The organism is Pseudomonas sp. Fl5BN2, from assembly GCF_009908205.1.
GTDB lineage: Bacteria > Pseudomonadota > Gammaproteobacteria > Pseudomonadales > Pseudomonadaceae > Aquipseudomonas.
Map to the genome: position 1 here is coordinate 69,753 of NZ_JAAARL010000002.1, position 25,288 is coordinate 95,040.

At 61.1% G+C, this 25,288-nt stretch carries 17 protein-coding genes; 7 read left to right on the forward strand and 10 right to left on the reverse strand.

Annotated elements, in window-relative coordinates; all coding sequences use genetic code 11:
• Positions 1 to 22: 22 nt before the first annotated feature.
• From zipA to GV819_RS02685, 3 genes are all read right to left on the reverse strand, one after another.
• A complete protein-coding gene (zipA, locus tag GV819_RS02675) occupies positions 23 to 880 on the reverse strand; it encodes a cell division protein ZipA (protein ID WP_161753242.1) in 858 nt (285 codons plus the stop codon).
• A 257-nt stretch (positions 881 to 1,137) separates the two neighbouring features.
• Entirely contained in the window at positions 1,138 to 4,626 is a 3,489-nt protein-coding gene (gene smc, locus GV819_RS02680; protein ID WP_161753244.1) for a chromosome segregation protein SMC, read from the reverse strand.
• Between the two features lie 2 nt (positions 4,627 to 4,628).
• Positions 4,629 to 5,288 (reverse strand): GntR family transcriptional regulator, encoded by a 660-nt coding sequence (locus GV819_RS02685; RefSeq protein WP_161753246.1) that lies wholly within the window; start codon positions 5,286 to 5,288, stop codon positions 4,629 to 4,631.
• Between the two features lie 358 nt (positions 5,289 to 5,646).
• Between GV819_RS02685 and xdhA the strand changes: the two genes are divergently transcribed.
• The 4 genes from xdhA (at position 5,647) to guaD (ending at position 11,760) form a co-directional block, all read left to right on the forward strand.
• The gene (gene xdhA / locus GV819_RS02690; protein ID WP_161753248.1) at positions 5,647 to 7,101 is read left to right on the forward strand and encodes a xanthine dehydrogenase small subunit; all 1,455 of its coding nucleotides are present in this window, start codon (positions 5,647 to 5,649) and stop codon (positions 7,099 to 7,101) included.
• A complete protein-coding gene (gene xdhB / locus GV819_RS02695; RefSeq protein WP_161753250.1) occupies positions 7,094 to 9,493 on the forward strand; it encodes a xanthine dehydrogenase molybdopterin binding subunit in 2,400 nt (799 codons plus the stop codon). The genes xdhA and xdhB overlap by 8 nt, the downstream gene beginning before the upstream one ends.
• Before the next feature lie 96 nt (positions 9,494 to 9,589).
• Positions 9,590 to 10,432: a xanthine dehydrogenase accessory protein XdhC gene (xdhC, locus tag GV819_RS02700; protein ID WP_161753252.1), complete on the forward strand. Its 843-nt coding sequence runs from the start codon at positions 9,590 to 9,592 to the stop codon at positions 10,430 to 10,432.
• Between the two features lie 23 nt (positions 10,433 to 10,455).
• Complete coding sequence (guaD, locus tag GV819_RS02705) at positions 10,456 to 11,760, forward strand: guanine deaminase (RefSeq protein ID WP_161753254.1); 1,305 nt, start codon at positions 10,456 to 10,458, stop codon at positions 11,758 to 11,760.
• An 82-nt stretch (positions 11,761 to 11,842) separates the two neighbouring features.
• Here guaD and GV819_RS02710 read toward each other — a convergent pair whose 3' ends face one another.
• The 3 genes from GV819_RS02710 to GV819_RS02720 all read right to left on the reverse strand — a co-directional run bounded on the left by GV819_RS02710 (position 11,843) and on the right by GV819_RS02720 (position 14,739).
• Complete coding sequence (locus GV819_RS02710; protein WP_161753256.1) at positions 11,843 to 12,676, reverse strand: nucleoside-binding protein; 834 nt, start codon at positions 12,674 to 12,676, stop codon at positions 11,843 to 11,845.
• Between the two features lie 148 nt (positions 12,677 to 12,824).
• A complete protein-coding gene (locus tag GV819_RS02715) occupies positions 12,825 to 13,775 on the reverse strand; it encodes a LysR family transcriptional regulator (protein WP_161753258.1) in 951 nt (316 codons plus the stop codon).
• Positions 13,776 to 13,974: 199 nt separating this feature from the next.
• The gene (locus GV819_RS02720; protein WP_025128787.1) at positions 13,975 to 14,739 is read right to left on the reverse strand and encodes a GntR family transcriptional regulator; all 765 of its coding nucleotides are present in this window, start codon (positions 14,737 to 14,739) and stop codon (positions 13,975 to 13,977) included.
• A gap of 318 nt (positions 14,740 to 15,057) precedes the next feature.
• Between GV819_RS02720 and GV819_RS02725 the strand changes: the two genes are divergently transcribed.
• A complete protein-coding gene (locus GV819_RS02725) occupies positions 15,058 to 16,248 on the forward strand; it encodes a benzoate/H(+) symporter BenE family transporter (protein ID WP_161753259.1) in 1,191 nt (396 codons plus the stop codon).
• 187 nt (positions 16,249 to 16,435) lie between these two features.
• On the opposite strand, the gene GV819_RS02730 is transcribed toward GV819_RS02725, so the two are convergent.
• Entirely contained in the window at positions 16,436 to 16,780 is a 345-nt protein-coding gene (locus tag GV819_RS02730) for a YggL family protein (protein WP_161753261.1), read from the reverse strand.
• A 234-nt stretch (positions 16,781 to 17,014) separates the two neighbouring features.
• Between GV819_RS02730 and dacB the strand changes: the two genes are divergently transcribed.
• Positions 17,015 to 18,475 carry a D-alanyl-D-alanine carboxypeptidase/D-alanyl-D-alanine endopeptidase gene (dacB, locus tag GV819_RS02735; protein ID WP_161753263.1) on the forward strand — a complete coding sequence of 487 codons (1,461 nt, stop codon included), beginning with the start codon at positions 17,015 to 17,017 and terminating at the stop codon, positions 18,473 to 18,475.
• Between the two features lie 45 nt (positions 18,476 to 18,520).
• Here dacB and GV819_RS02740 read toward each other — a convergent pair whose 3' ends face one another.
• Both GV819_RS02740 and rlmKL read right to left on the reverse strand, forming a co-directional pair.
• Positions 18,521 to 20,914: a sensor domain-containing diguanylate cyclase gene (locus GV819_RS02740; RefSeq protein ID WP_161753265.1), complete on the reverse strand. Its 2,394-nt coding sequence runs from the start codon at positions 20,912 to 20,914 to the stop codon at positions 18,521 to 18,523.
• 137 nt (positions 20,915 to 21,051) lie between these two features.
• Positions 21,052 to 23,331 carry a bifunctional 23S rRNA (guanine(2069)-N(7))-methyltransferase RlmK/23S rRNA (guanine(2445)-N(2))-methyltransferase RlmL gene (rlmKL, locus tag GV819_RS02745; protein ID WP_161753267.1) on the reverse strand — a complete coding sequence of 760 codons (2,280 nt, stop codon included), beginning with the start codon at positions 23,329 to 23,331 and terminating at the stop codon, positions 21,052 to 21,054.
• Between the two features lie 545 nt (positions 23,332 to 23,876).
• Here rlmKL and rmf point away from each other — a divergent pair.
• Positions 23,877 to 24,092, forward strand: a complete 216-nt coding sequence (gene rmf, locus GV819_RS02750) for a ribosome modulation factor (RefSeq protein WP_015634760.1) — start codon at positions 23,877 to 23,879, stop codon at positions 24,090 to 24,092.
• A 144-nt stretch (positions 24,093 to 24,236) separates the two neighbouring features.
• Here the strand turns inward: rmf and GV819_RS02755 are convergent, their stop codons facing one another.
• Positions 24,237 to 25,256, reverse strand: a complete 1,020-nt coding sequence (locus GV819_RS02755) for a quinone-dependent dihydroorotate dehydrogenase (protein WP_161753269.1) — start codon at positions 25,254 to 25,256, stop codon at positions 24,237 to 24,239.
• Positions 25,257 to 25,288: the final 32 nt, after the last annotated feature.

Genomic DNA, 25,288 nt, shown 5'->3' on the forward strand with positions numbered 1-25,288 from the left:
AAGAGGAGCTGGCTGCGAGAGCTTAGCGCTTTTGGGTCAGGGCACGGCGCTCGAATTCGACGATACGCTGACGGTAGTGCTCGATGGTCTGGGCGGTCAGGACGCTGCGCTGATCATCCTTGAGCTCGCCGTTGAGTTCCTGGGACAACTTGCGGGCCGCCGCAACCATCACGTCGAAGGCTTGCTTCGGGTGACGCGGGCCAGGCAAGCCAAGGAAGAAGCTCACTGCCGGAGTACTGAAGTGGTCGATGTCGTCCAGGTCAAACACGCCGGGCTTGACTGCGTTAGCCATGGAGAACAGCACCTCGCCATTACCGGCCATGCTTTCGTGGCGATGGAAAATATCCATCTCGCCAAAGCGCAGGCCGCTTTCAAGGATGTTCTGCAGCAGTGCCGGGCCTTTGAAGCCGGCGGTGTCACGGCAAATAACGCTGATCACCAGCACTTCTTCGGCTTGCGGTTGTTCCTTGTCGATATGACTGGCGGACTTGCCTTCATCGGCCGGGAAGTCGTCGTCGCGGCTGCTGAAGCTCGGGCCGTTGTCCAGGTCCAGATCCAGGTTGAGGTCGCCCTGATGAGGCTCACCACCACGCTTGCTGCGCTTGGACGAAGAGTTTTCCCGTGGCTCGCGGGCAGACATGCTCACCGACGGCAGATCATGCTCGTCCAGTTGTGGCTCTTTATGGTTGTCCAGCACCCGAGGCGGACCCAGCAACTCGGCACCGCCGCCTTCCTCATCCGGCAGATTGGAAAGACTTCGATCAAGACGGAATTTCAACTTCCCCTTGCCGCCGCGCATACGCCGCCAGCCATCAAAAAGAATACCGGCGATAACAATAATGCCGATGACGATCAGCCACTCGCGCAGACCGATTTCCATGTAATCCCGTGCCTCTATAAAAAATGCTGAAAAATAAGGGGTTTACAATCTGCAAACCGCTTTAAAACGTGGCGCCAACTCTATGTTCTGAATGGCGTTTTGCCCACGCATAGGAAAAATTGACATTAAATTAGCACGACCAAAGGCAACTTTACACCGTCTGTCACAACGGTTACGGCCAATATATCGATTGGCCAGCTTGGCAATGGGAAAAATCCTCGATTTATCCCCCCAACAGTCGCCTCAGTCATACAGACTCAAGCGTCCACCATCGCCATCGCCTCCTCGACATCCACGGCTACCAGGCGCGAACAACCGGGTTCGTGCATCGTCACCCCCATCAATTGATCGGCCATTTCCATGGCGATCTTGTTGTGGGTGATATAGATGAACTGCACAGTCTGCGACATCTCTTTAACCAATCTTGCATAACGTCCAACGTTAGCGTCATCCAGCGGCGCGTCAACTTCATCGAGCATGCAAAACGGCGCGGGGTTCAACTTGAAGATAGCGAACACCAACGCCAATGCGGTCAATGCCTTTTCGCCACCGGAGAGCAAATGAATAGTGCTGTTCTTCTTGCCCGGCGGACGCGCCATGATCGTTACCCCTGTATCGAGTAGATCTTCGCCCGTCAGTTCCAAATAAGCGCTGCCACCACCGAAAACTTTTGGAAAGAGTGCCTGCAAACCAGCATTAATCTGATCAAAGGTATCTTTGAAACGATTACGGGTTTCCTTGTCGATCTTGCGAATCACGTTCTCCAGGGTTTCCAGGGCCTCTACCAAATCGGCATTCTGGGCATCCAGGTAGCGCTTGCGCTCGGACTGCTGCTGGTATTCGTCGATGGCCGCGAGGTTGATCGCCCCCAGGCGCTGAATCCGCGCCGCAATACGCTCCAACTCTTCTTCGGCGGCCTGCTCGCTGGCATCGCCCGTCAGGGTCGCCAGCACCCCGTCGAGGTCGTAGCCGTCGGCCAGCAACTGCTCCTGCAAGGTCTTGCGGCGCACGCTCAAGGCTTGCCATTCCATGCGCTGCTGTTCGAGCTGGCCACGGATCAGCTGGGATTGCTGCTCGGCCTGGTTGCGGCGCTTCTCGGCATCGCGCAGTTCACGGTCGGCATCTTCCAGGGCGATCTGTGCGGTCTTGAGCTCGACGTCCACGGTCATGCGCTTTTCCAACAGCTCTTCGAGCTTGAGGCGCAATTCCTCCAGGGGAGCCTCACCCTCCTCCAGGTTGAGGCTGAGCTGTTCGCGCTTCTCGGTCAGGCGCTCGGATTGCAACTCCAGGCGTTCCAGGGCCTGACGGGTGGAATCGTGCTGGGCCTTGAGCGAGCCCATGCGCACCGCCAATTGATGAGCGTGATCCTTATGCTGGCGCGCCTCCTGGCGCACCCGATCGAGGCGCTCGCGCAGGCTGTCGCGCTGGGCCAGGAGCAGTTCTCGCTGCTCGGTGTCCAGGGCCATGCTGTCGAGGGCATCCTGCAACTGCAGGCGTGCCTCGCCGACGTGTTCATGCTCCAGCTCACGCTGCTCACCGAGCTCGACCAACTCTTCATCGAGGCGGGTACGGCGCAAACTCAACTGTTCGGCCTTGGCCTTGCCCGCGGACAACTTGGCTTTCAGTTCCCCTTGTTGCCGAGCTTCATCCTGCAACAGGCGGCGCAGGTGTTCGCGGCCGTTCTCCTGCTGACGCTGCTGCGCCCGCAGATTGAGCAATTGGCTCTCCAGGGTCTCGACACTGGCTTCGCGCTCATCACGCTCCAACGTCAGTTGCTGGATTTCCTGACCCCGGGCCAGCACGCCACTTTCCGCTTCACTGGCACGCCGGACCCGCAGGAAATGCCGACCAACCCAGTAGCCGTCGCGACTGATCAAGCTTTGCCCTGGGGCCAGTTGCCCGCGCAAGGCCAAGGCCTGCTCGAGGGTTTCCACCGGTTTGATCTGGCCAAGCCAGGGCGACAGGTCCACCTGGGATTCAACCTTGTCCAGCAGGCTGCCAGGCACGCGCAAAGCATCCCCCTGCAGGCTCAGCAAACGCAGATCACCCTGGGCAAAACCTGCCAGATCGATACCGGCAAAATCGTCCACCAGAACCGCCTGTAGATCGGCGCCGAGCACGGTTTCTACCGCCAGTTCCCAACCCGCTTCCACGTGCATGCCATCGGCCAGACGCGGACGCTCGGATAACTGCTGTTCACGCAGCCATTGGGCAGTGCCGGTACCTGGGTCGAGCGCCGCTTGCTGCAAAGCCTCCAAGGACGCCAGCCGGCCGTTGAGCCGCTGCAGCTCACCCTGTGCCTGCTGCTGGGCCTGGGTGGCCTGCTGCAATTGCTGGCGCAGTTGCTCCAGGCGCTCGACCTGTGACTCCTCGCTGGCCTGCAAGTCTTCCAGGGTCGCCTCGCTGGCAGCCAGTTGTTCATTGAGTTCGAGGATCGCCGCATCTTCCGGGTCGGCCGAGAGCAACTCGCGCTCCTCGGTCAAGCGCCGTTGCCGTTCGGACAAGCGCTCCATGCTGCTTTCCAACTGCTGGATACGTGACTGCTGCACTTCCGCCTGGCGCCGCGGCTCGGCGGAACTCAGGTTGAAGGCGTCCCACTGTTCCTGCCAACCGTGCATGGTGGTTTCGGCGTCTTCCAGGGTCGCTGCCGCTTCCTCGGCTGCCGCCGCAGTGACTTCCTGCTCGGGCTCGAGCATGCCCAGCTCTTCCCCCAGGGTCGCCAGCAACGTGCGATCGTGCCCCAGATGCGACTCGGTTTCCAAACGTGCGCGCTCGGCTTCCTTGAAATCCTCCTGCAACTGCCGCAGACGCTGCTGGCCGTGCTGGATGCTCTGCTCGACCCGGGCAATATCACCGCCCACCGAGTAGAAACGGCCCTGCACCAGATTGAAGCGCTCGGACAGCTCATGGTGACCATCACGAAAGCGTTCGATAGCGGCATCGGCATTGCGCTGATCGGCCACCAGCGCCTCGAAACTGACTTCCTGGCTGCCAATCACCGACTCACGCTGGCCCACCTGCTCATTCAACGCCTGCCAGCGCAGGGCCGACAATTGCGCCTTGAGCTGACGCTCCTCGGCCTTGTACTCCTGATACTTCTCGGCGGCCTGGGCCTGGCGATGCAGGCGTTCGAGCTGGCGCTCCAGCTCATCGCGCAAGTCGGTCAGGCGTGCCAGATTCTCGTGAGTGCGGCGGATGCGATTTTCCGTCTCGCGCCGGCGCTCCTTGTACTTGGAGATGCCCGCGGCTTCTTCGATGAAGTTGCGCAGGTCCTCGGGCTTGGCCTCGATCAACTTGGAGATCATGCCCTGCTCGATGATCGAGTAGCTGCGTGGCCCCAGGCCGGTGCCAAGGAAGATATCGGTGATGTCCCGACGGCGGCACTTGGTGCCGTTGAGGAAGTAACTGTTCTGGCTGTCGCGGGTCACCTTGCGGCGGATGGAAATCTCCGCGTAGGCGGCGTATTCGCCCACCAGGGTGCCGTCGGAGTTGTCGAACACCAGTTCGATGCTGGCCTGGCTCACCGGCTTGCGGCTGGTGGAGCCGTTGAAGATGACATCGGTCATCGACTCGCCACGCAGGTTCTTCGCCGAGCTTTCACCCATCACCCAGCGCACCGCGTCGATGATGTTCGATTTGCCGCAGCCATTGGGCCCGACTACCGCCGCCATGTTACTGGGGAAGTTCACCGTGGTGGGGTCGACGAAGGACTTGAACCCCGCCAGCTTGATGCACTTGAGTCGCACGTTTACGCATCCGCCAACGCAGATACCACCAGATCGCTGCTGCGCTGGGCATACGCCGTCAGCACCTGACGGATCTGCTCCAGGTCACGAGCCAGCACCGCGGCCAACAGTTGCTCGAACAGTGCCAGGTACTCGCTCATCGATGCCTTGCGCTGCTCCAGTGCCAGGTAATAGGCACGGCTCATGGCCGGTTGCAGGTTCTCGACGGTTTCCTGCAGGTACGGATTGTTGGCGAAGGGATAGGCCGCGCGCATCACGCTGAAGCTGTCTTCGACAAAGGCGCGGATGTCCTGGCGCTCGTAAGCGCTCACCAGCCGTTGCTGGATCTGCAGGAACGGCGCCATGTCGCTCTGCTGTGCCCAGCCACTGGCCACCGAGTTGCCCAGCAGGATGTACAGCTCGCTCATCAGGGTGCAGAGGCTGCGGACCTTGTGCTCGGTAAGCTCGGTCACGTGGGCACCGCGGCGCGGCAGGATCGCGATCAGATGGCGACGCTCGAGAATCAGCAAGGCCTCGCGCACCGATCCACGGCTGACATTGAGGGCCAAGGTGACCTTCTGTTCCTGAATCCGCTCCCCAGGCTTGAGATCCCCGCGAATGATACGTTCGGCGAGGTGGTGAGCAATTTGCTCGGCGAGGCTGTCCGGCGCCTTGAACGTCATGGTTTTCCTTCAAAATCTTTAATCGGCACAAGCCGCGCAGTGTAGCGCAATTGATACCTCATGGCGGAGTGCCCCAACAGGGGAATTTGGCATGAAACAAGCAGATTGATACGGACTCTGTAGCCGCTGCCGCGGGCTGCGATCGCTTCCAGGGGCAGTGACCCTGTCGATAATGCACAAGGCCCTTCAGGCCTTATCGCAGCCCGCGGCAGCAGCGACCGGGATACCGTTCATACTTGAAATGTTGACCATCGAAATTTCCTGACCTTAAAGTCAGAAAATCATTGACCGAAAAGTCAGACATGACTAAATTCGGCTCACGTCGGTTAACAATAATAATGAGTCTGCGAGGCCTTCCGTGATCCAGTTTTTACTCAACCAGGAACTCCGTAGCGAGCACGCCCTGGACCCCAATCTGACCGTGCTCAACTATCTGCGCGAGCACTTGGGCAAACCCGGCACCAAAGAAGGTTGCGCCAGCGGTGACTGCGGCGCCTGCACCGTGGTGGTGGGCGAGCTGCAGGTGGATGCCCAGGGCAGCGAATCCATTCGCTATCGCAGCCTCAACTCATGCCTGACCTTCGTTTCGTCCCTGCACGGCAAGCATCTGATCAGCGTCGAAGGGCTCAAGCACCAGGGTCAACTGCACAGCGTGCAACAGGCCATGGTCGACTGCCACGGCTCGCAGTGCGGCTTCTGTACCCCGGGCTTCGTCATGTCACTGTTCGCCCTGCAAAAGAACAGCTCTGAACCCGACCTCCACAAGGCCCACGAAGCCCTGGCCGGCAACCTCTGCCGCTGCACCGGCTACCGGCCGATTCTCGCCGCAGCCGAACAATCCTGCTGCGGCCAGCAGCGCGATCAGTTCGATGCCCGCCAGGCCGAGACCATCGCCCGCCTCAAGGCCATTGCGCCCAAGGACACCGGCGAGCTCAACAGCGGTGACAAACGCTGCCTGGTGCCGCTGACCGTCGCCGACCTGGCCGACCTCTACGACGCCTATCCGCAAGCCCGGCTGCTGGCCGGCGGCACCGACCTGGCGCTGGAGGTGACCCAGTTCCATCGAACCCTGCCGGTCATGATCTACGTCGGCAACATTGCCGAGATGAAGCGCATCGAACGCTTCGACGATCGCCTGGAAATCGGCGCCGCCACCGCCCTCACCGACTGTTATGACGCACTGCATGCCGAGTACCCGGATTTCGGCGAACTGCTGCAGCGCTTCGCCTCATTGCAGATCCGTAACCAGGGCACCCTGGGCGGCAATATCGGCAATGCTTCGCCGATCGGCGACTCGCCGCCCCTGCTGATAGCCCTGGGCGCGCAGATCGTACTGTGCAAGGGCGACGTACGCCGGACCTTGGCCCTGGAAGACTATTTTATCGATTACCGGGTCACCGCCCGCCAGGACAGCGAGTTCATCGAAAAGATCATCGTGCCCCGGGCCAGTGCCGAACGGCTGTTCCGCGCCTACAAGGTGTCCAAGCGCCTGGATGACGATATTTCTGCGGTCTGCGCGGCCTTCAACCTGCGGATCGAAAACGGCATGGTCAGCGATGCCCGCATTGCCTTCGGCGGCATGGCGGCGATTCCGAAACGGGCCAAGAGCTGTGAAGCCGCCCTGGTCGGCGCGCCCTGGAACCAGGCCACCGTAGAACGCGCCTGCGCGGCTCTCGCGCAAGACTTCACCCCGCTCTCGGATTTTCGCGCGAGCAAGGAATACCGCCTGCTCAGCGCACAGAACCTGCTGCGCAAATACTTCATCGAACTGCACACACCGCACATCGAGACCCGGGTGACCGCTTATGTCTAATCATCACAAAGTCGAGAAGACCCAAGCCGAACTGACGGCCCTGTTTCACCAGGACCTGACCACCGGCGTCGGCCGCAGCGTCAAGCACGACAGCGCCGCCAAACACGTGTCAGGTGAAGCGGTGTACATCGACGACCGCCTGGAATTCCCCAACCAACTGCACGTCTTTGCACGACTCTCGGACCGTGCCCATGCCCGGGTCATCAGCATCGACACCGCGCCCTGCTACGCCTTCGAAGGGGTGCGCATCGCCATTACCCACGAGGATATTCCCGGCCTCAAGGACATTGGCCCGCTATTGCCCGGCGACCCGTTGCTGGCCATCGACACCGTCGAGTTTGTCGGCCAGCCGGTGCTGGCCGTAGCGGCCAAGGACCTGGATACCGCGCGCAAGGCGGCGATGGCCGCAATCATCGAATACCAGGACCTGGAGCCGGTGCTGGATGTGGTGGAAGCCCTGCGCAAACGCCACTTCGTGCTGGATAGCCACACCCACCAGCGCGGCGATTCGGCCGGCGCACTGGCCAGCGCCGAACACCGCATTCAAGGCACCTTGCACATCGGCGGCCAGGAACATTTCTACCTGGAAACCCAGATCTCCTCGGTGATGCCTACCGAAGACGGCGGCATGATCGTCTACTGCTCGACCCAGAACCCCACCGAAGTACAGAAACTGGTGGCGGAAGTGCTCGACGTATCAATGAACAAGATCGTGGTCGACATGCGGCGCATGGGCGGCGGTTTTGGCGGCAAGGAAACCCAGGCCGCCAGCCCCGCCTGCCTGTGCGCGGTGATCGCACGCCTCACCGGCCAGCCGACCAAGATGCGCCTGCCGCGGGTCGAAGACATGCTGATGACAGGTAAGCGTCACCCCTTCTACGTCGAGTACGACGTCGGCTTCGACAATAACGGTCGCCTGCACGGCATCCAGCTGGAGCTGGCGGGCAACTGCGGCTGCTCGCCGGACCTCTCGGCGTCTATCGTCGACCGGGCGATGTTCCATGCCGACAACGCCTACTACCTGGGCGATGCCACCATCAATGGCCATCGCTGCAAGACCAACACCGCGTCGAATACCGCCTACCGCGGCTTCGGTGGCCCGCAAGGCATGGTCGCCATCGAGGAAGTGATGGACGCCATCGCCCGCCACCTGCACCTGGACCCGCTGGCGGTGCGCAAGGCCAACTATTACGGCAAGACCGAACGCAACGTCACTCACTACTACCAGACCGTCGAGCACAACATGCTCGAGGAAATGACCACCGAACTGGAAGCCAGCAGCCAGTACGCCGAGCGCCGTGAAGCCATCCGCCGGTACAACGCCAACAGCTCGATCCTGAAAAAAGGCCTGGCGCTGACCCCGGTGAAATTCGGCATTTCCTTCACTGCCAGCTTCCTCAACCAGGCCGGCGCGCTGATCCACATCTACACCGACGGCAGCATTCACCTGAACCACGGCGGCACCGAAATGGGCCAGGGCCTGAACATCAAGGTGGCCCAGGTGGTGGCCGAGGTGTTCCAGGTGGACATCGACCGGGCACAGATCACCGCCACCAATACCGACAAGGTGCCCAACACTTCGCCCACCGCTGCGTCCAGCGGCGCCGACCTGAATGGCAAGGCGGCGCAGAATGCTGCGCAGACCATCAAGACACGCCTGGTGGAGTTCGCTGCGCGGCACTACAAGGTCAGCGAGGAGGATGTGCAGTTCCACAACGGCCATGTACGCGTACGTGAACATATCCTGACCTTCGAGGAGCTGATCCAGCAGGCGTATTTCGCCCAGGTTTCACTCTCCAGCACCGGCTTCTACAAGACCCCGAAAATCTACTACGACCGCAGCCAGGCCCGGGGCCGGCCGTTCTACTACTTCGCCTTCGGTGCGGCCTGTGCCGAGGTGATCGTCGATACCTTGACCGGCGAGTACAAGATGTTGCGCACCGACATCCTGCACGACGTTGGCGCCTCGCTGAACCCGGCCATCGACATCGGCCAGGTCGAAGGCGGGTACATCCAGGGCATGGGCTGGCTGACCACCGAAGAGCTGGTGTGGAATGCCAAGGGCAAACTGATGACCAATGGCCCCGCCAGCTACAAGATCCCTGCGGTGGCCGATATGCCCCTGGACCTGCGGGTCAAGCTGGTGGAAAACCGCAAGAACCCGGAAGACACAGTGTTCCACTCCAAGGCCGTGGGCGAACCACCGTTCATGCTCGGCATCGCCGCCTGGTGTGCGATCAAGGACGCAGTGGCCAGCCTCGGCGACTACCGGCACCAGCCGCAGATCGACGCGCCGGCCACGCCGGAGCGGGTGTTGTGGGGCTGCGAGCAGATGCGCCGCTTGCAGGTAACCAAGGCCGCGGACCCGCAAACCGAGCTGGCGCCGCTGTAACGGCCTGCGCCGACAAGCCGGCTCCTACAACACACCTGTAGCAGCCGGCTTGCCGGCGAAAAGGCCCGGACAGACAACCAAGATGTCGAGGTGAACATGTACAACTGGATCAGCGCCCTCGCCGACCTGCAAACCCAGGGGGAACCCTGTGTGCTGGTGACCATCATCGAGGAGCTCGGCTCGACGCCACGCAACGCCGGCTCGAAAATGGTGGTCAGTGCCAACCAATCCTTCGACACCATCGGCGGCGGCCACCTGGAATACAAGGCCATGCAGATCGCCCGGGAGATGCTGTCCAGCGGCAAGCAGTCCACTCACCTGGAGCGCTTCAGTCTCGGCGCCAGCCTTGGCCAGTGCTGTGGCGGGGCCACAGTGCTGCTGTTCGAACCCATGGGCCAAGTGCAGGCGCACATTGCCGTGTTCGGCGCCGGACACGTCGGGCGCGCCCTGGTGCCGCTGCTGGCCAGCCTGCCCTGCCGGGTGCGCTGGATCGACTCGCGGGAACAGGAGTTCCCGGAACAGATTCCCCCAGGCGTACGCAAGATCATCAGCGAAGAACCGGTGGACGAGGTCGATAACCTACCCCCTGGCAGCTATTGCATTGTCATGACCCATAATCACCAACTGGACCTGGAGTTGACCGCAGCCCTGCTCAAGCGCAACGACTTCAGCTATTTCGGCCTGATCGGCTCGAAGACCAAGCGGGTCAAGTTCGAACACCGCCTGCGCGATCGCGGTTTTGACGCCGCCACCTTGCAACGCATGCGCTGCCCGATGGGGCTTGGCGAAGTCAAAGGCAAGCTGCCTGTGGAAATCGCCATTTCCATCGCCGGTGAGATAATCGCCACCTATAACGCACATTTCGGCCAGCCCAGCGTCAGTGCCGAACCGATTGCCAAACTGCTGCCGGCCTCGCGCCGCAGCCACGCTTCAAACTGACAAGCCACACACTGAGAACGACAATGCCCCTGACTCGCAAAGCCTACCGTGCCGCCATCCTGCACAGCATCGCCGACCCGGCCGAAGTCGGAATCGAAGCCTCCTATGAGTATTTTGAAGACGGTCTGCTGGTGGTCGAGGACGGTCGGATCAGCGCCCTCGGCCACGCCAGCGAACTGCTCGCCGGCCTGCCCGCAGACGTGCAGATCAACCACTACCCGGATGCCCTGATCACCCCGGGTTTCATCGACACCCATATCCACCTGCCCCAGACCGGCATGGTCGGGGCTTATGGCGAACAGTTGCTGGACTGGCTGAACACCTACACCTTCCCCTGTGAAAGCCAGTTCGCCGATCAGGACCACGCCAACCAAGTGGCGGACATCTTCATCAAGGAACTGCTGCGCAACGGCACCACCACCGCCCTGGTGTTTGGCAGCGTGCACCCGCAGTCCGTCAACGCATTCTTCGCCGCTGCCGAGAAACTCGACCTGCGGATGATTGCCGGCAAGGTGATGATGGATCGCAACGCCCCGGACTACCTGACCGATACTGCGGAATCGGGCTACCAGGAAAGCAAGGCACTGATCGAGCGCTGGCACGGCAAGGGCCGCTTGCACTACGCGGTGACCCCACGTTTCGCGCCAACCAGCACTCCCGAGCAACTGACCCTCGCCGGCCAGCTGCTAACCGAGTACCCCGACCTCTACATGCAGACCCACATCAGTGAAAACCTGCAGGAGATCGAATGGGTCAAGGAGTTGTTCCCGGAGCGCAAGGGTTACCTGGACGTCTACGACCACTACCAGTTGCTGGGAGAGCGCTCAGTGTTTGCCCACGGCGTGCACCTGTGCGATGAGGAATGCGCGCGGCTGGCGGAAACCGGCTCGGCCGTGGCCTTCTGCCCGACCTCGAACCTGTTCCTCGGCAGTGGCCTGTTCAATCTGCCGATGGCGGAAAAACACAAGCTCAATGTCGGCCTGGGCACCGACGTCGGCGGCGGTACCAGTTTCTCGCTGCTGCAAACCCTCAACGAAGCCTACAAGGTCATGCAGCTGCAAGGTGCGCGCCTGAGCGCCTTCAAGTCGCTGTACCTGGCCACCCTCGGCGGTGCCCGGGCACTGCGCCTGGAAGATCGGATCGGCACCCTGCACCCCGGTACCGATGCCGACTTCGTGGTCCTCGACTACAACGCCACACCACTGCTCAGCTACCGCCTGAAGCAGGCCAACAACATCGCCGAAACCCTGTTCGTGTTGATGACCCTGGGGGATGACCGTACCGTGCTGCAGACCTATGCCGCCGGCCAGCAAGTTCACCAGCGCTAAGCCCTGAAAGCAGAAATCCCCCGTTCGCGGCAAGCCGAACGGGGGATTTTTTATGCCTGAAGCCCAAGTGGCAAGGTGCAGGCTAGAAGGTCACTTCCATGTTCAAGGTCGGTGCTGAAGTGCGGGTACCACGCCCACCGTCCACCCCGAACTTGTTGTGCCAATACTCGTAACCGACCCCCAGGTAGAGGTTGGGCTTGACGTTCTTGCCCGGTAATACGGCAAACATCAACGAGGTGCGCATCAGGGTTTCCGGGGCAGTATCGCGATAGTTGTAATCGTGGCCCTTTTCCCCGGTGTAGTTGACGAAGCCCTGGAACTTGGCTGCGTGGCTACCGACCTCGAACGGACGCATCCAGGCCAGGTTGAGCAGATAGGTATCGTCGAAGGTGTGATCCGGATCCTTCGCCCCGGGAATACCGGAATGGTTGTTTTCCTTGTAGTACAACAAGCTCAGGTCGAGTACGCCGACCGTGTTGAACTTCAGGGTCGGACCAAAGACCAGGGCACGCTTTTTCGCTGAGCCCAAGTTATTGTTGCGGCTGGCATCAAAGCCCATGGTCAACGCGTAGTCCTTGATCAGGCCTGTACCCACAGGCGTATCGAATACCCGGGAGGCAAAGAGCTGGTGACGGTAGACACCATAGACTTCACTGCTGCCCTTGTTGGTGCCTTTGCGCGGATCGTCGTTGTCGGAGAGCAGTACGTCCAGGTGCAGGTAGTTGCTGCCGTACTGGTACCCACTGGCATGGGTGAAGCTGTAGATGCGCTTGCTGATGTAGTGCGGGTTGTTCGGGTTGGTGAACTCCTTGCCGTACCGAAAGCCGACGCTGTTGTTCATCCACTCCACGGCGGCGGCTTCCCCTGCGCCGATCAATGTCATCAGCAGGGTTGCGCCTTGTAATGCCTTTTTCATTTTTATTATGTCCTGTGGCGGTGTGGCTTATGGCAGCTTCGCTGGCTGCCGACCGGACGCAGTATCGGCACAAGCACCACAGGGCCCAAAGAACAGAATATCGACCAGCGCGCTGCCAAAATGGCAACAGCCGCCCACAGCCATGGACTCAGAGCACTGGCTGGCCGAAGGCGCGCTCGGCCCGTTCGCGTATGGCAATCTCTTCACTGAGCAGATGCGCCAGCGCCTCCACGGCGCTGGGCAAGTCGCGCCCGCTGCGGGCATAGAGCCCCAGGTCACTGTAGATGCCGCCCTGGTCGCTCAGCGGGATATGCAGCAACTCGCCCTTGCTCAGGTCCGACTCGACCCCGACCCGAGTCTGAAACGCCACGCCCATGTTGTGCCGGGCCATCTGCCGCGCCAGCTCCATGGAATTGCTCTGCAGTGGCGGCTTGTCCAGCAGGCCCAGGCGCTTGTGCAACGGCGCCAACAGGTGGTGGATCGACAGATCGCTCTTGGCCAGGATCAGCCCGTGCTCGGCACAGGTGGCAAAGTTGACGCTGCCCCGCTCGGCCAGCGGGTGATCGGGGCTGACCAGCGCGCCGAGGCGAAAATGGCCGACGCTCAATTGACGTATTTCCGCAGCCCTGGGCAAGGCGAAGGCCAGGCCCAGGTCCGCACGACTGTTGATCAAGGCCAGAGGAATCGATTGCGAACCTTGCACCGTGACGCCGATGGTCACCTGCGGGTAGTGATCGCGCATGCGCTTGAGCACCGAGGGCAGCAGGTCCACCGTGGCGCCCTCTACAGTGGCGATCTCCACGTGCCCGCTTTTCAGCCCCCGCAACGCATCGAACTCCAGGCGCACCCGCTCCAGGTCCTGCAACACCAGGTTGACGTGACGACTGAGAATTTCTCCGGCCAGGGTCAAGCGCAACCCTCCGGGCAGGCGTTCGAACAGCGGCGCCCCGATTTCATCCTCGATCTTGAGAATCTGCCGGTTCACCGCCGAGGAGGCGACATTCAGGCGCCGGGCGGCCTCGCGGATCGAGTGACAGCGCCGCACCATGTCGAAGTAGTGAATCGCGGAGGAATGAATACGTAGCGTTCTGCCGCTCATGCCGCGGGCTCCTTTCGCAGGGCGAGAGGCGGGCCTTGGCGGGCTGTTCTTCCGCCACGCGCCTCGAAGCGGGCACTGTATACAACTTGAAATAAAAACCGCAACAATCGATCAGGTCCAGACTCAATCGCCTTCCCCAAACAAAAATCCCCCGCTCCGTGCAGCGCACGTAGCGAGGGATTTCTTCAAGTCTGCGGCCTCAGAGCTTGGCGGTCGGCCGCCCCGGCTTCTTGGTCTGCAGCAGGTGCGAGAACACCGCATGCAGATCGTCCGAAGCGCTTTCCTCGTCAAGGTTGAGCTTGCTGTCGATGTGATCCATGTGATGCATCATCAGGTTCACTGCCAACTCGCCATCTCGCGCTTCGATGGCATCGATCAACTGGGTGTGCTCGTCGTAGGAACAGTGAGAGCGGTTGCCACTTTCATACTGGGCAATGATCAACGAAGTCTGGGACACCAGGCTGCGCTGGAAACTGATCAGTGGTGCATTCTTCGCCGCCTCCGCCAACTTCAGGTGGAACTCGCCGGACAAGCGGATACCCGCACCCCGGTCACCTCGGGAAAAGCTGTCGCGTTCCTCGTTGACCATCTGCCGCAGTTCCAGCAACTGCTCGGCGGTAGCGTGCTGCACCGCCAGTTCGGTAATGGCCCGTTCCACCAGGCGCCGGGCGAGAAACACCTGACGGGCTTCCTCGACACTCGGACTGGCTACCACCGCACCACGGTTGGGGCGCAACAGGACCACGCCTTCGTGGGCCAGACGCGACAAGGCACGACGGATGATGGTCCGACTGACTCCAAATATTTCTCCCAGCGCCTCTTCACTCAACTTGGTGCCGGGCGCCAGGCGCTGTTCGAGGATGGCCTCGAAGATATGCGCGTAGACAATATCGTCCTGGGTTCCGCTGCGACCGGCTTTGCCTGCTCGCGGTTGTTTCTTGAGAGGTTGCAACTGTTCGTTCATGGGCACTCGGGTCGGAAGGACTGCGGCGATTTCGCGTGACTTTAATACGTCACGATGGGTCGCTGGCAAGTATCGCGTTAAAACAGGGACACATTGTACACAACCCATGGGGATCATTAGTAAAAACTGTTACTGCCCCGCCACTTATTCAGCGACTGTACGGCTATTTGTAGTCGCGGCTGTATTGCAATGCAAAGTTGCTTTTAAGTTTAGGCTTGGACCCTGAACCCCATTTCCGGCCCACCGATCGAAGCATGCTTCGCTCAGTGCGGGCTGGATATGCCTGGTTGCGCCTTTCAAGAACAAGGAATAGCAGTAATGTCCGATGCCACCCCCGCGCAGTTACGCCCCCTGGCCGACACTTCGCCCTCAGCCATCGTTGCCGGCTTCATCGCCATGATGACCGGCTATACCAGTTCCCTGGTGCTGATGTTCCAGGCTGGACAAGCCGCCGGCCTGACCAGCGGTCAAATTTCCTCCTGGATCTGGGCCATCTCCATCGGCATGGCGGTGTGCAGCATCGGGCTGTCCCTGCGCTATCGCACCCCCATCACTATCGCCTGGTCGACACCCGGCGCCGCCCTGCTGATTACCAGCCTGTCCGGAGTGACCTACGGCGAAGCCATTGGCGCCTATATCACCTGCGCGGTATTGGTCACGGTCTGCGGGCTCACCGGCAGCTTCGAGCGCTTGATGAAAAAAATCCCGGCCTCCCTGGCAGCGGCCTTGCTGGCAGGGATTCTGTTCAAGATCGGCAGTGAGATTTTCGTGGCCGCTCAACACCGCACCGGCCTGGTACTGGGCATGTTCTTCACCTACCTGGTGGTCAAGCGCCTGTCGCCGCGTTATGCGGTGCTGGCGGCGCTGTTGACCGGCACCGCCCTTTCCGGGCTGATGGGCTTGTTGGACTTCAGCGGCTTTCACCTGGAAGTGGCAACCCCGGTCTGGACCACGCCGCACTTCTCCCTGGCAGCCACCATCAGCATTGGCATCCCGCTGTTCGTGGTGGCCATGACCTCGCAGAACATGCCCGGAATCGCCGTGCTGCGCGCCGACGGCTACAACGTTCCGGCCTCGCCGCTGATCACCGCCACGGGCCTGGCCTCACTGCTGCTGGCACCCTTTGGCTCGCACGGCATCAACCTCGCGGCCATCAGCGCAGCAATCTGTACCGGCCCTCACGCCCACGAAGATCACAGCAAGCGTTATACCGCGGCAGTCTGGTGCGGGATTTTCTACGGCATCGCCGGGGTCTTCGGTGCCACCCTGGCCGCGCTGTTCGCCGCGCTGCCCAAGGAACTGGTGCTGTCCATCGCGGCTCTGGCGCTGTTTGGCTCGATCATCAATGGCTTGAGCATCGCCATGAGCGAAGTGAAGGAACGGGAAGCCGCACTGATCACCTTCATGGTGACGGCATCGGGGCTGACGCTATTTTCCATCGGCTCGGCATTCTGGGGAATTGTCGCCGGGGTGGTGACCTTGATGATCCTGAATTGGCGCAGTGCCTGAAGCGCTTCGCTGGCAAGCCTGCTTTTGCGCCCACCCACTGTAGAAGCCGGCTTGCCGGCGAAATGCCGCCCACGACAAAACCCGGGACCAGCCCGCGGCAGATGCAAAAAACCAGAAGGGAAAATTCGACAGGTTGCCCTGAGGCAACAACGCATGAGCGGCCCGGACGGGCCGCCCATGCATGACATTACGCGACTGGGTTGATCGCGTTGTCCGGGTACCACACGTCCAGCAGCGGGCTGACTTCAACGCTGGTCAGCTCGGTGCGAGCCTTGAGCCAGGCTTCAACAGCGGCACGTTGCTCTTCGCTAACGCAGCCGCGCTTGCTCAGGCAAACCAAACCGAAGTCATCGCCACCTACATAGCCCAGGCCGTTGGCTTCCATCGCTTCTTTGAGGAATGCGTCGAGGAAAGCGTCAATAGCTTCGTCAGCCAGATCTTCTTTGAAATCCAGGTTCAGCTCAAAACCCAGCTCCTGAAATTCATCTACGCAGAGTTTTTTGCGCAGACGGCGGGAACGGTTAGTGGCCATGGAACAATCCTCATAAGTAATAACGGGCGGCACTTTACCAGTTTAGGCGGGCGATTGCCTGACTCTATGAGGATGCCGGAGTGCCATTGGTAAAAAAAATACCGCTCCTGCGGCCCGTGGCACGGCACAAGCCGCTATACCTTGGGGCATAATGCCGACACTTTCATGACCACTGAGGGATTTTATCTGCATGCCCTCGCCTTTTTTCCCCTCGACTGCAGGGTTCCATTTCATATGATCAAATCGTTGCGTCCTCTACTGCTTGCCAGTGTTTTCCTCCCCCTGGCATTCCAGGCCTCCGCGGCCCCGGTCAACACCACCCTGACCCCCAAGGTTCAACAAGCCCTCAAAGCCAGCAAACTCCCGGACAATGCCCTGTCGCTGGTGATGATTCCCCTGAACGGCCCAGGCACCCCGACCATCTTCAACGCCGACGTGTCGGTCAACCCAGCCTCCACCATGAAGCTGGTGACCACCTACGCCGCCCTGGAAATGCTTGGTCCGACCCACCAGTGGAAGACCGAGTTCTACACCGACGGCACCCTCAGCGGCGGCATCCTCAATGGCAACCTCTACCTCAAGGGCGGCGGCGATCCCAAGCTGAACATGGAGAAGCTCTGGCTGCTGATGCGCGACCTGCGGGCCAACGGTGTGCAGCAAGTCACCGGTGACCTGGTGCTGGACCGCAACTTCTTCGTGCAACCCCAGTTGCCGGAGTTCAATGATGACGGCAACGACGAGAACAAGCCGTTCCTGGTCAAGCCCGACTCACTGATGGTCAACCTCAAGGCCCTGCGCTTTGTCGCTCGCAACGATTCCGGCCGGGTGCTGGTGTCAGTGGAGCCGCCGATTGCCAAGATTCGCATCGACAATCAGATCAAGGCCGTCAACACCAAGCAATGCACCGGCGATGTCCGCTACAACCCGGTGACCCAGGCCGATGGCAGTGTGATTGTCACCGTCGGCGGTCAACTGGGTGATGGCTGCAGTTCCCAGACCTACCTGTCGCTGCTGGACCATGCCACCTACACCGCCGGCGCCGTGCGGGCGATCTGGAGCGAGCTGGGTGGCAGCATCCAGGGCCAGGACCGCCTGGCAGTGGTACCCAAGGACGCCAAGGTACTGGCCCGCGCATTCTCCCCGGACCTGGCGGAAATCATCCGCGACATCAACAAATACAGTAACAACACCATGGCCCAGCAGCTGTTCCTGAGCCTGGGAGCGAAGTACCGCAACGACGCCGATGGCGACGACGCCAAAGCCGCCCAGCGCGTGGTGCGTCAGTGGCTGGCGAAAAAAGGCATCACTTCACCGCACCTGGTGATGGAGAACGGTTCCGGCCTGTCCCGTGCCGAACGGGTCAGCGCTCGGGAAATGGCGGGCTTGCTGCAAGCTGCGTGGAAAAGCCCCTACGCCGCGGAGTTCATCAGTTCGATGCCGATTGCCGGCATGGACGGCACCATGCGCAAGCGCTTGAAGCGCACCGCCATGTCGGGTGAAGCCCATATCAAGACCGGTACCCTGAACACCGTCCGCGCCATTGCCGGCTACAGCCGCGATGACAACGGCAACACCTGGGCGGTGGTGGCGATTCTCAACGATCCACGTCCGTTCGGCGCCTCATCGGTGCTGGACCAGGTGCTGCTGGACCTCTATCGCCAGCCCAAGCTGGCCACCAGCGCCTCGGTGTTGTAAAGGCCTGCATCGAGGGCGGCGAGGACCACTCACCGCCCTCGGCAATCAAGGCAACTCCGCTTGCACCCGGTCGCGCCCGGCCTGCTTGGCGGCATAGACCCCGGAGTCGGCCCGCAACAACAAACCATCCGCGCCCTCGCCTTCACGCCAACTGGCAATACCGAAACTGGCGGTGACGATGCCCACCGGTTCAATCGGTGAACTACGCAAGCCTTGCCACAGCTCCTCGGCCAGGATCAGCGCTTGCTGACCATCAGTGTCCGGGCACAGGACCATGAACTCCTCCCCGCCCAGGCGACAGAACACATCGGTACGCCGCAGGCGCCGAGCGGTACGCTCGCACAGCCCCTTCAATACCTGATCGCCCACGCCATGCCCGTGCAGATCGTTGACCCGCTTGAAATGATCGATATCCAGCATGATCACTGCCATCTTGCCGCCACCACGTTCCAGGCGCTGCATTTCGCTTTGCAGTTGCTCCTGGAAATAGCGCCGGTTGTGAATCCCGGTCAGCGAGTCCGTGACCGACAGCGCCCGCAGTTCTTCCTCGACCCGCTTGAGATCGGAGATGTCCGAGATATAGCCGTGCCATAACACCCCGCCGCCCGGCAGTCGCTCCGGCGTCGCTGCACCCCGCATCCAGCGCAGACCACGCTGGGGCAGGCAGACCCGGAACTCTTCGCGCCAGGGACTGAGTTGCTCCGCCGAGGCCTGGATCGACGCTCGCACCCGCCGCACATCCTCAGGATGAATGCGCTCGAACGCCGGCGCGGCATTCTCCTGCAATTGCTGCGGCTCGATCTCGTAGATCTCGCGAATACCGTCGCTGGCATAAGTGAAACTCGCATGCCCTTCGGCATCCAGCTTGAACTGGTAGATCCCCCCCGGGACATGGGCACTGAGTCTTTTCAGCAGGCGATCCCGGGCTGCCAGGGCCTCGTGTACGCGCTTGCGCTCGGTGATGTCGATGCAAATGGCCAGGTGGCCGATCCACAAGCCCTGATCATCCAGTACCGGGGTCGCCAGCATGTTCACTTGCAAGTGGCTGCCGTCCTGGCGCACCAGGGTCCATTCCCGGGCTTCGTGGCCGCCGGCCATGCCCGCCTCCACCAACATCGCCTGGGACATCGGGATCGGCTTGCCATACCGCTGACTGAGGCTATGGGCCCAAGGCTCGAGCTCGCTGGGCAGATGCAGGCTTTCCAGGGTCAGGTGCCCCACTGCCTCGCTGCTGCTGTAGCCGAGCATCTGCTCGGCCCCGGCATTGAAGGTGCTGATGACCCCACGCAGGTCCGTGGCGATGATCGCCACCTGGGTGGCGGCATTCAGCACGCTACGCAACTGACTGTGGGTACCGCGCAGCTCATGCTCGCGACTGCGCAACTCTTCAGTTTGCTGTTCCACCAGGGCCAGGGCCCGTTGCCGCTGGCTCACCAATACATAGAGCAAGGCACTGAGCAGCACGCTGAGCAAGCCGCCGAGGACCACCAAGCTGCTCAGGGAAGAATGGTTGGCATGCACGAATGCAGCGCTGGGACGGATGTCCACCTGATAGTCGCGATCCGCCAGGCGCAACAGTCGGCTGGCGATCAGTGGGCTGCTGATCGGCGGATTGTTCGACTCATAGAGCACCTCATGCTGCCCCTCGCTGGAGAGGTCGAGAATCCGCACCGACAGATTGTCTCTGGCCGGCACCGGCAAGCCATCTGCCACCAGTTGTCGCAAGCTGATCACCGCCAGCACATAGCCTTCTGGCCGGGCAGCGGCATTGCTTGCAGAGCGCCGAACCGGAGCGGCCAACACCACGCCACGGGCATACGCCGGATCGACCGCCACCAGATGCACCGGAGGAGAAACCGCCAGCCCGTCGAGTTCACGGGCTCGCTCCAGGGTAATGCGGCGCTGGGGTTGAGCCAGCAGGTCATACCCCAAAGGCGAACCTAGCAAGCTCTGGGTCTGGCTGTACAGGACCGGCACATACTCTTCACGCACGCCGGCCGGCTCCATCTGGCCACTGGAGGCCAACTGGCGGATGGAGAATCCCGACAGTCCCTGGTCCCGCACCGACTGCTCGAACGCCGGGCGCTGGGCAAGACTGACCAGCGGCGCCCAGGCATAGGCTTGGGTGCGACGTAGCAGGGGTTTGGCGTAGCCATCGAAGTCCTGGCGCGACACCAGATCGGAATTGACAAAGAAACGCCGCAGGCCATCCAGGCGTTGCTCCTGGTCCTGAAAACGTTCTTCGATGCGACTGTAGCGTTCGCCAGCGAGCAACTGGAAACGCTGTCGCAGTTGCTGCTGGTTCACATTGAAAGTGGACCAGGCCAACAGCCCGGTCAGAATGCCGCCCGCAAGCAATACCAGTAAGGCTACCAGCCAGGCAGAGACCTCTTCACTTATGAAACCCAGGATTTTCGGGCGTACCACTTGCAACGGCATAAGCAGAACTCATCACGCCAACGAGTTTGGGTGTCATCTGGACTTGGTGAGAGTTATAGCTATTAGCCACTAATTTGACCAGTGCTAAACAGCCGCCGAAGCCTTAAAAAATCGGGCTTCGGGAGCTGATCCGATGATTAGCGGGCGGTGATTTTCCAGGCGCGGTGAATTTTGCTGTTACGGGCAAAATCCGGGTCGATGGTTTTCGCCGTGATCTCCTCGACCTGATAGCGCGTGGCAAGATTTTCATCCAGCTGGAACTTGCGGAAGTTGTTGGAGAAGTACAGCACGCCACCCGGCGCCAGGCGCGCCATGGCCAGGTCGAGCAACTGCACCTGGTCACGTTGCACGTCGAACACCCCTTCCATGCGCTTGGAGTTGGAGAAGGTCGGCGGATCGATGAAAATCAGCTCGAACTCGTCACGGCAGGTTTCCAGCCAAGCCATCACGTCACCCTGCTCCAGACGGTTCTTGTCGGAAAAACCGTTGAGGGAGAAGTTGCGCCGTGCCCAGTCCAGGTAGGTCTTCGACAGGTCGACGCTGGTGGTGCTGCGAGCTCCGCCCTTGGCCGCGTGCACACTGGCGGTAGCGGTGTAGCAGTACAAGTTGAGGAAACGCTTGCCGGCAGCCTCTTTCTGGATACGCATGCGCATCGGCCGGTGATCGAGGAACAGCCCGGTGTCCAGGTAGTCGGTCAGGTTGACCAGCAGCTTGACCCCGCCCTCGGTGACCTCGGTGAACTTGCCTTGGGCGCTCTGGCGCTCGTATTGCTTGGTGCCGCTCTGGCGTTCGCGACGCTTGATCACCACCCGGCTCTTGTCGACGTTCAACGCTTGCGGAATCGCCGCCAGGGCATCAAACAGGCGCGCCTGGGCCTTCTCAGGATCCACCGACTTGGGGGCTGCATATTCCTGGACGTGGACCCAATCGTGGTAGAGGTCGATGGCCAGGGAGTATTCAGGCATGTCGGCGTCGTAGACCCGATAGCACTCCACGCCTTCGCGCTTGGCCCACTTGCCCAACTGCTTGAAGTTCTTCTGCAGACGGTTGGCAAACATCTGCCCGCCTTCACTCAAGCGCGCCTGTTCCACCACCGGGGCGGGCACTGGAGCCGGTTTGATCGGGTTGCCATTCTTGTTGTACTGACGCTCTTGCGGCGCGGTGTCGGCCTGGCTTTCAGCCTGGGCCTGGGCTTGTTCGCGCTCGATCTGGCGTTGTTCCGGGGTGCGGCGCTCACCGGTGACGAACTGATCCGGCAGCACCTTGATCAGCAACAGCTTGCACGGCAGCGCACCGTTCCAGAACGAATACTGCTTGTGGCTGCGGATCCCCATGCGCTTGCCCAGGTCCGGGGCACCGGTGAATACCGCGGCTTCCCAGTTCAGGCAGGCCTGGCGCAAGCGCTCGCCAAGGTTCTGGTAGAGGTACAAGAGGCTGGCCTCGTCTCCCAGGCGCTCGCCGTAGGGAGGGTTGCAGATCACCAGGCCTTTCTGGTTCTGGTCCGGGCGCGGTTCAAAGGTCGCCACTTCGCCCTGGTAGATTTTGATCCACTCGCTCAAACCGGCACGTTCGACGTTGTTACGCCCCGGCTGGATCAGGCGTGGGTCGGCTTCATAGCCGCGAATCCACAGCGGTGGCTTGGCCAGGCCTGCGTGAGCGCGGGCCTGCGCTTCGTCGTGCAGCTTGCGCCACAGGGCCGGCACGTGACCGAGCCAGGCAGTGAAGCCCCATTGCTCACGCTTGAGGTTCGGCGCGATATCGGCGGCGATCATCGCCGCTTCCACCAAAAAGGTACCCACACCGCACATCGGGTCAGCGAGCGCGCCGCCGTCAGCGGCAATTCGCGGCCAGCCCGCGCGGATCAGGATCGCCGCCGCCAGGTTTTCCTTCAGCGGCGCAGCGCCTTGCTGCAGGCGATAACCGCGCTGGTGCAGGCTGTGGCCGGAGAGGTCCAGGGAGAGAATGGCTTCGCCACGATCCAGGCGCAGGTGAATGCGCAGGTCCGGGTTGAGCTTGTCCACCGACGGACGCTCGCCGGACGGCGTACGTAGTTTGTCGACGATGGCGTCCTTGACCTTCAGGGCGCCGAAGTGCGTGTTGTCGATTCCCGAACCGTGGCCGCTGAATTCCACTGCCAGGGTGCCGTCAGCCAGCATGTGGTCCTGCCACTCGATGTCCAGCACACCGTGATAGAGATCCTCGGCATCCTTCATCGGGAAGCGCTTGAGCACCAGCAGCACCCGGTTGGCCAGGCGTGACCACAGGCACAAGCGATAAGCCGTCTCCATGTCGGCCATGCCGCGCACCGCGGAAGTGTGCTCGCGGGCTTCCTCAAGGCCAAGCCCGACGGCTTCCTCGATCAGCAGGCCTTCGAGGCCTTTGGGGCAAGTGAGGAAGAGTTCGTAACGATCCGACATGGGAATTCCAGGGCCTTTGGCAATTAATGAACGGGCAACGCATCGCCCGCTCGGTTTTCAATCAAGCGCTTTTCTTCAAGAGCGCTCGTGTGGCACGAAACTGTGCCGTCCCACCCCGGCTGGAAAGCTGTCTTGCAGGGCAAAAGAGCTTAGAGGCCAGGGCAGATAAAAAGTCAGGGCAACAAAATGACATAAGTCGACCCTTCGTCGAATAGTAGTTGAGTGCAACCGCTCGACATTCTCACTAAAGCATTAACCTCATCATCTAGTGAGAGGCCGATCACAGCAGGCTTTGCATGACAACGCGGATACAAAACCATTCCCGGCTTATGGCCGGGACAACATTAACGTTACGTCCTTATGACAAAACGATCATTCACTTGCTGTGACCTATTGGTTAGAACTCAACACAGGTTGGCGCCGCAACGGTGTCAACATCAAGGCTCGCGACGCCGGCAGCGAGCACCAACGGCAGAAGCAATCTGCCCGACCCTAAACGAAGGTCGATAGGACATAAGACAGTCAACAAGTGAGGGAAACACCCTATGAGAAGACTAAAGCGTGATCCGTTGGAAAAAGCATTTTTACGCGGATATCAGTATGGCGTTAATGGCAAATCCCGTGAGCTTTGCCCATTTACTCTACCGTCGGTACGCCAAGCCTGGATCAACGGCTGGCGAGAAGGACGCGGCGACAACTGGGACGGTATGACAGGCACTGCGGGCATCCACAGACTCAACGAACTTCGCGCTGTCGGCTGATCAGGGCACACTCCGACACCTAAAACTTGAATAGATGACGACTTAACCACGCACGCCCCATCCGGGCGGCGGGCTTCGGCCCAGGGGCTCCTTCAAGGAGCCCTTTTTTATTGCCCGCTTTCAGCCCGTCAGCAGCAAATTTTCTCAGCCCATGGCCGCGATGGCATCCACCGACTCGCGAATCAATGCCGGGCCTTTGTAGATGAACCCCGAATACAGCTGCACCAAGCTGGCGCCTGCAGCGATCTTCTCAGCCGCGTGCTTGCCTTCGGTGATGCCGCCTACCGCGATGATCGGCAAACGCCCGGCCAGTTCAGCTGCCAGGACCTTGACCGTGTGGGTGCTCTTCTCGCGAACTGGGGCGCCAGACAGACCGCCCGCCTCGGCACCGTGCTCCATACCTTCGACACCTTCACGACTCAAGGTGGTGTTGGTGGCAATGACTGCATCCATGCCGGTTTCCAGCAAGGCCCTAGCCACATCCATGGTTTCTTCATCGCTCATGTCCGGGGCGATCTTGATCGCCAGCGGCACGCGCTTGCCGTGAATCGCCGTCAACTCCTGCTGGCGCTGGCTCAAGGCCGACAACAGCTGCTTGAGCGACTCGCCAAACTGCAGGCTGCGCAGACCCGGAGTATTGGGCGAACTGACGTTGACCGTAACGTAGCTGGCATGGGCATAGACCTTGTCCAGGCAGATCAGGTAGTCATCCACCGCCCGCTCCACCGGTGTGTCGAAGTTCTTGCCGATATTGATCCCCAGCACGCCCTTGTATTGTGCGGCGGCGACCCGTGCCAACAGATTGTCGACCCCGAGGTTGTTGAAGCCCATGCGATTGATGATGGCTTCGGCCTGGGGCAGGCGGAAAATCCGTGGCTTGGGGTTGCCCGGCTGCGGGCGCGGAGTGACGGTCCCGATTTCGACGAAACCGAATCCCAGTTGGGCGAAGCCGTCGATGGCCGCACCGTTCTTGTCCAGGCCGGCAGCCAGCCCCACCGGGTTTGCAAACTCCAGGCCCATGACCTTGACCGGCATTTGCGCCGGTGCCTTGCACAACAGACCGTTGAGGCCCAAACGCCCGCCCGCGCCGATCAGGTCCAGGGACAGATCGTGGGAGGTTTCCGGGGAGAGTTTGAACAACAGCTGGCGGGCCAGGGTATACATGGGCGGGGTGAACTCGGTTGGCGGCGAAATTA